Genomic DNA, 6,541 nt, shown 5'->3' with positions numbered 1-6,541 from the left:
CCGCAGACAACTGTCTGCGGAGCGCCGCTTAAGTTCTTTTTTTCAGGCCCGCTGAGATTACAGGCTTTCGTCCAGCACGGCGGTGAACGCCGCCTCGGGCATCACGCCCACCTTGCGGTCAAATTCCTCCCCGTTTTTCAAAAACACCAGCGTGGGAATGGACATGACGCCAAACCGCTGGGCCAGCTCCGGCTCCTGGTCAATATTGACCTTGGCCACCAAAGCCCTGCCGTCATAATCGGCGGCAATTTTCTCCACCGTGGGCCCCACCATTTTGCAGGGGCCGCACCAATCTGCCCAGAAATCCACCATCGCCAAAGGGGCCGCCTCGATCGTCGCGTCGAATTCCGTGTTGTTCAAATGCACCAATGCCATTTTTCAAATCTCCTTTTTCTTTATTTTATCTTCCGTTGGTTTTCTTTATTCTTTCCGCGCCAGCGCGGCCACATACGCCGCCGCGCTTTGTCCGGCGATCAGACCCTCGCCCGCGGCCTTTGCCGCCTGAAGGGGCGTTCCCGTGCAGTCTCCCGCCGCGAACACGCCGGGCAGAGACGTTGCCATGCGGCGATCCACCTGCACATAGCCGTTTTCCACTGTAAGGCCGGGAAATAAATCTGTGGGCGCCAGCGCGGGCCGCAGGATGAACACGCAGGCCACCTCCGCCGTCTCGCCGCCGCAAATCACCTTTTCCACCTTGCCTTCGCCGGCAATTTCACAGTCTCTGGGTTTATCGAAGTAATGCACCTCGCACCCAAGGCCCTTTAAAAACTCCGCCTCGTGCCGGGCCGACTGGCTGTATCCCAGCACCGCCACGGGCTTGTTCCGGTAGAGCATCCCGTCGCAAGTGGCACAATAGCTCACGCCCCGGCCCAAAAATTCTTCCTCGCCGGGAAATTTCTTTCCCCGGGCAACGCCCGCCGCCAGCACCACGGCCTTGGCCTCCTGCACGTCGCTACCCACGCTGACATACCACGCGTCGGACATGTTCATGGCAGTCAGGGCCTTGCCTTCGGCAAACTCCACCCCGTCGGCCTCCGCATGCTTTTGCATGGCGAGAAGCAGCTCCTCCCCGGTGACGCCGGGAAGACCCGGATAATTCTGCACCCGCTCGGATTTCCACAGAGGGTTTTCTTCCACCGGGTTGGAGATCACCAGCACACTTTTCCCCCGCGCCCGGACGTTGATTGCCGCGCTCAGCCCCGCCGGGCCACCGCCGATTACCAGCACATCACAGGACATAGTTTGAAACCTCCTCCTGAAACAACGCCGCCACCAGCCGGGCAACTTCCGGCGACGCGGCTCTGTAATACACTTCGTTTCCACTGCGTTCCGCCGCCACAACCCCGGCGGCCTTCAGCTTTTGCAGATGCTGAGAAATGCAGGACTGGCTCACGCCCGTTCCCCGCTCCATGCAGCCCACGTTGCGGCAGCCGGTGTTCAACAGGGAGTGGACAATTTTCAGCCGCGTGGGATTGGCCAACGCTTTTAAAAGCTCCGCCTGATGGTCATAGTCCATTTCCAGTTCTCTCCCGTCCTTTCTCTAAGGCTCCGTCCAAAGCCAACTTTTACGCCTTAATTTATTTACTTATTTTGTTTTATTAGAATATCCTAATATATGCATATCTTCAGTAGTATTTGCAACAAATGAGAAAAATATTTTTAATAAAGGGCCGGACGCATAGCGTCCGGCCCTTTGTTTGTGAAACGCATGGTTCACGCGGCCTGTTCTCCGCAACTTCCAAGCCCGTCTCCCGGCGGGATAAACTGCTCTGCCCGAAAGGCACCGTTGGAGCGATTGGAATGGGTCCGCCCACGTGGCCCCTCAGCGGTTTACGTCCGCTTCCACACCGCACCGCCGGGTACGTCGGTAATCTCCACACCCTTGGCGTTCAGCTCATCACGGATGCGGTCCGCCTCGGCAAAATTTTTGCCCTTCTTGGCTTCGGCGCGCCGGATCACCAGCGCGTCAATCTCCGGGTCGCCCTCGCCCTGCACGGTGAAGCCGCCCTGATTGGAGCTGACCGACTTTGCGTCCTGCTCCCGCTTTTTCGCCGTCCGGTCCAGCAGTCCCAGACTTAAAACTCCGTCGAACTCCTCAAAAAGAGCCAGCTTCGTCCCATCGGAGATATCCGCTTTCAGTACATCGTACAGCGCGGTCACGCCCAAGGACGTGTTCAAGTCGTTGTCCATAGCGGCTCTGAACTTTGCCCGCAGGGCGTCTGCCGTCTCGCCGCTCTCCGCCGGGCCGTCCTTCAAGGCGGCAATCCGGGCAATCAACTTGCCATAGGCGGTTTTCGCGTTGTCCAGATTCTCATAGGAAAACACCAGCGCCTTGCGGTAGTGGGACTGGAGACAGAAGAAACGGTAATCCATGGGGTCGTAGCCCTTCTCCTCCAGCAGGGAAACTGTGAGAAACTCCCCCTTAGACTTGCTCATTTTTCCGCCGCTGGTGTTCAGGTGCAGAACGTGGAACCAATAGTTACACCAGTGGTGCCCCAGATACGCCTCGGACTGGGCGACCTCGTTGGTATGGTGGGGGAAGGCGTTGTCGATCCCGCCGCAGTGAATATCCAGATCCTCACCTAGATGCTTCATAGAGATACCGGAGCACTCAATGTGCCAGCCGGGATAGCCCACGCCCCAGGGAGAGTCCCACTTCAGGGCCTGATCCTCAAATTTGGACTTGGTGAACCAGAGGACAAAGTCGTTTTTGTTGCGCTTGTTGGAGTCTTCCTCCACGCCTTCCCGTACGCCCACGGCCAAATCCTCCGCATCGTGGTCGTTGAACAGGTAATAGTGCTCCAGCTTGGAGGTGTCAAAATACACGTTGCCCCCGGCCTGATACGCATGGCCGTTTTCCATCAGGCGGGTGATGATTTCAATATACTCGTCAATACATCGGGTGGCGGGTTCCACAATGTCGGGCCGCTTGATGTTCAGCTTACGGCAGTCGTCAAAAAACGCGTCGGTATAAAACTGGGCGATTTCCAGCACCGACTTGTGCTCACGCTGGGCGCCCTTGAGCATTTTGTCTTCGCCGGTGTCCGCGTCGCTGGTGAGATGGCCCACGTCGGTGATATTCATAACACGCTTGACGTTATAGCCCACGTAGCGCAGGTACTTTTCCAGCACGTCCTCCATGATATAGCTGCGCAGGTTTCCGATGTGGGCAAAATGGTAGACCGTGGGACCGCAGGTATACATCTTCACGATATCCGGGTGGTTGGGCTTAAATTCTTCTTTTCTATGGGTGGCAGAGTTGTAGAGATACATGGCTCAGGCCGTCCTTTCCTTGATAGTTTTCAACTGCTGTTCCAGCGCGTCCACCCGCTGGAACAGGGCAAGCAGCTCTTCCTGCACAGGGTCGCACATATCGCTGATCTGATCCACATCCTCGGCGAAGCTGGCCACCGGCTTTTGCCCGCTGACCCGCACCACCTGCGCCGGAACGCCCACGGCGGTGGAATTGGGCGGAACCTCACTGAGCACCACCGCTCCCGCCGCGATGCGGGAATGGTCCCCCACGGTGAAGGGGCCAAGAACCTTGGCCCCGGAGCCCACCATCACGTTGTTTCCGATGGTGGGGTGGCGCTTTCCCTTATCCTTCCCCGTCCCGCCCAGCGTCACGCACTGGTAGAGCAGGCAATCGTCCCCCACCTCGGCGGTTTCTCCGATGACGATGCCCATGCCATGGTCAATGACCAGACGGCGGCCGATTTTTGCGCCGGGGTGGATTTCAATGCCGGTCCAAAAGCGGCTCCACTGGGAGACGCACCGGGCAAGAAACATCATGTTTTTTTGAAAAAAGAAATGGGCGATCCGGTGATAAATCGTGGCATGGACGCCGGGATAGAGCAAAAAAACCTCCAGCTTGCTGCGGGCGGCGGGGTCCCGGCTCTGATATGCGCCCAGCAATTCCGACAAACGGGTCATATTCAAGACTCCTTTTCAATCTCAATTATAAATATGCCGGGGAAGTCAAACCCGGACATCGACAGGCAAGCATCCGCATACAGCACTCCTTTTAAATGAAAAAACGCCCCTCGTACCTCAAATAGGTACAAGAGGCGTCGGCGACGCGGTTCCACTCTTGCAAATACTCGTGCCGGCCCAGCAGCCGGACAGCCCGATAACGGCGGCTTCACCGGAGGGGATTAACCTCACGCTCCCGGACGCACTTCACACTTCCCTCCGCAGGCGCGCTTCCAGCCGATGGCGCGCCCTCTCTGCCCTTTGGGAAAATGCTACTCTTTCCGTTCTTCGCGTTCTTATTATATTAACAGGCTTTACAATTCGTGTCAAGAGGGGCGTATGAGGCGAAAAAGGCGGTAAATTATCTCCGCACAAGCGCCCTGCGCAGGGTAGTGCAGTGCGCAAAAATGCGGGGCGCACCTTTCCCGTGCGCCCCGCCGATTTTTTCTCCTCAGTCTCAATTGTCCCGATAGCCCAGATTCCGCACATAGCCCACGTTGTCCCGCCAGTTCTCCTTCACCTTGACCCAGGTCTGAAGATAGACCTTGGTCCCCATAAAGCGTTCCATATCGTGGCGGGCCATGGTGCTGATTTTTTTCAGCATGGCCCCCTGCTTGCCGATGATAATGCCCTTGTGGCTGGACTTTTCGCAGTAAATCGTGGCGTCCACCTCGATCACCTCGTCGTCCCGCTCGGAAAACTTGGAAATCTCCACGGCGGTGCCATGGGGAATTTCCTTATCAAGGCACATCAGCAGCTTCTCCCGCAGAATTTCCCCCATCACCTGCCGCTCCGGCTGGTCGGAGGTCTGCCCGTCCGGGAAGAGCTGAGGCCCTTCCTTGGCGTATTTGTTCATCTCGCCCAGCAGGTCATCCAGCCCGTCCTTCCTGTGGGCGGAGATGGGAATGATGGCGGCAAAGCCGTCCCACGCCTCGTTGTACGCCTGTATTACCGGCAGCAGCTCGTCCGGCTTCACGGTGTCCGTTTTATTGATGCACAGAATCGTGGGAATGTTTTCCTCCCGTACCCGCGCAATCAGCGCCGCCTCCGGCGCGCCCACGTGGGCGATGGGCTCCACCAGCAGCAATGCGCAGTCCACGTCGGAAAGGCTGGAGGTGACAATTTTCACCATATAGTCCCCCAGTGCGGACTTGGGCTTGTGCAGACCCGGCGTGTCCATCAGGACAAACTGGATTTCTCCCCGGTTCACCACGCCGCAGATGCGGTTGCGGGTGGTCTGGGCCTTGTTGGACACGATGGCGACCTTTTCGCCCACCAGCGCGTTGGTCAGGCTGGATTTTCCCACGTTGGGCCGTCCGCAGACGGTGACCATGGCGGTTCTTTTGATTTCGGGCATAGATGATCCTCAACTTTCTTCGTTTGAGCAATTATTTGTATGGGCCGGACGGACCGGCCCCGGCTTTCTCTTTGCCGTCTTTATATCTCCCGACGGCCCTCCAGCGCGCGGGAAAGGGTGGCGTCGTCCGTAAATTCCAGATGGCCTCCCACGGGGATGCCGTAGGCCAGACGGGTCACCTTCACCTCAAAGGGCTTTAAAAGCCGCGCAAGATACATGGCGGTGGCCTCCCCCTCCGTGTCCGGGTTGGTGGCCATAATGACCTCCTCGATGCCCCCCTTGGCCACCCGGTCCAGCAGGGGGCGGATGGCAAGGTCGTCCGGGCCTACGTGGTTCATAGGTGACAGGACTCCGTGAAGCACATGATAGTGCCCTCCAAATTCTCGGGACCGCTCCAGCGCCGCCACATCCCGGGGGTCCGCCACCACGCAGATCACGCTTCCGTCCCGCTTGGGCGAGGAGCAGATGGGGCACAGGCCCCCGGCGGTGAAATTCTGGCACACGGGACAACAGGTGACGTGCTTTTTCGCGTCTATAATTGCACGCGAAAACTCCAGTGCCTCCTCCTCCGGCAGCCCCAGCACATAAAACGCCAGCCGCTGGGCGGACTTTCCGCCGATACCCGGCAGGCGGGCAAACTGCTCCACCAGCTTTTCCAGCGGCGCGGGAAAATATTCCATGGTCAGACCTCGCTTTTTAATTGATGGCGGCGGTGCGCCGATTCAGGGATGAAGTCCGGGCAGCCGCCGGGTATGCTCCTCAACAAGCTGCACTGCGGTGCGTTCAGCCTTGGCGGAGGGTTCCTCAGACCAACCCGGACATTGTCCGCAAAGAGACGGACCCTAAAATGTCGGGAACTTCCCTTCTTAACTCCGCAGAAGCTGAATGCGGGCAGGAATGTCCTCCGCGCCGTATACAGCGCTGCCCGCCACCAGCACGTTTGCTCCCGCGTCAACGCAGGCACGGTAGGTATCGGGACCGATTCCCCCGTCCACCTCCAGCTCGCAGGCAGGATTGCGCTCGTTAATCAGAGCGCTGATGGCGCGGATCTTGTCCAATTGGTCGGTCATAAAGCTCTGGCCCCCAAACCCTGGCTCCACGGTCATCACCAGAATCAGCTCCACCCGCTCAAGATAGGGCAGCACCGCCGAAACCGGGGTGGCAGGCTTAAGCACCACGCCCGCCCGCTTGCCCTTGGCGTGAATCACATCG

The 6,541-nt window shown here is 58.4% G+C and carries 8 protein-coding genes; all 8 read right to left on the bottom strand.

The features are described 5' to 3' along the window. Positions 1-57 precede the first annotated feature (57 nt). Positions 58-375, bottom strand: coding sequence for a thioredoxin (gene trxA, locus B2W96_RS11120; protein WP_293010400.1), 318 nt, complete (start codon positions 373-375; stop codon positions 58-60). A gap of 45 nt (positions 376-420) precedes the next feature. Then, entirely contained in the window at positions 421-1,239 is an 819-nt protein-coding gene (locus B2W96_RS11115; RefSeq protein ID WP_293010398.1) for an NAD(P)/FAD-dependent oxidoreductase, read from the bottom strand. After that, a complete protein-coding gene (locus B2W96_RS11110; protein WP_293010396.1) occupies positions 1,229-1,516 on the bottom strand; it encodes an ArsR/SmtB family transcription factor in 288 nt (95 codons plus the stop codon). The genes B2W96_RS11115 and B2W96_RS11110 overlap by 11 nt, the downstream gene beginning before the upstream one ends. Before the next feature lie 314 nt (positions 1,517-1,830). Then, positions 1,831-3,273: a cysteine--tRNA ligase gene (gene cysS, locus B2W96_RS11105; RefSeq protein WP_293010394.1), complete on the bottom strand. Its 1,443-nt coding sequence runs from the start codon at positions 3,271-3,273 to the stop codon at positions 1,831-1,833. Between the two features lie 3 nt (positions 3,274-3,276). Next, positions 3,277-3,933 (bottom strand): serine O-acetyltransferase EpsC, encoded by a 657-nt coding sequence (gene epsC, locus B2W96_RS11100; protein ID WP_293010392.1) that lies wholly within the window; start codon positions 3,931-3,933, stop codon positions 3,277-3,279. Positions 3,934-4,429: 496 nt separating this feature from the next. Next, positions 4,430-5,329 carry a GTPase Era gene (era, locus tag B2W96_RS11095; protein WP_293010390.1) on the bottom strand — a complete coding sequence of 300 codons (900 nt, stop codon included), beginning with the start codon at positions 5,327-5,329 and terminating at the stop codon, positions 4,430-4,432. 80 nt (positions 5,330-5,409) lie between these two features. Continuing rightward, positions 5,410-6,009 (bottom strand): recombination mediator RecR, encoded by a 600-nt coding sequence (gene recR, locus B2W96_RS11090; RefSeq protein ID WP_293010388.1) that lies wholly within the window; start codon positions 6,007-6,009, stop codon positions 5,410-5,412. A gap of 186 nt (positions 6,010-6,195) precedes the next feature. Further along, the coding region (locus B2W96_RS11085) for a ribulose-phosphate 3-epimerase (protein WP_414692969.1) at positions 6,196-6,541 on the bottom strand (346 nt) is incomplete at its 5' end.

This window comes from Oscillibacter sp. UBA6647 (assembly GCA_002455655.1).
Lineage (GTDB): Bacteria > Bacillota > Clostridia > Oscillospirales > Oscillospiraceae > Oscillibacter.
This window is presented reverse-complemented; position numbering and strand designations above follow the sequence as displayed.

Coding starts and splice junctions, on each gene's coding strand:
- epsC (WP_293010392.1), bottom strand. CDS start 3,933: ATGACCCGTTTGTCGGAATTGCTGGGCGCATATCAGAGCCGGGACCCC.
- B2W96_RS11115 (WP_293010398.1), bottom strand. CDS start 1,239: ATGTCCTGTGATGTGCTGGTAATCGGCGGTGGCCCGGCGGGGCTGAGC.
- recR (WP_293010388.1), bottom strand. CDS start 6,009: ATGGAATATTTTCCCGCGCCGCTGGAAAAGCTGGTGGAGCAGTTTGCC.
- era (WP_293010390.1), bottom strand. CDS start 5,329: ATGCCCGAAATCAAAAGAACCGCCATGGTCACCGTCTGCGGACGGCCC.
- cysS (WP_293010394.1), bottom strand. CDS start 3,273: ATGTATCTCTACAACTCTGCCACCCATAGAAAAGAAGAATTTAAGCCC.
- trxA (WP_293010400.1), bottom strand. CDS start 375: ATGGCATTGGTGCATTTGAACAACACGGAATTCGACGCGACGATCGAG.
- B2W96_RS11110 (WP_293010396.1), bottom strand. CDS start 1,516: ATGGACTATGACCATCAGGCGGAGCTTTTAAAAGCGTTGGCCAATCCC.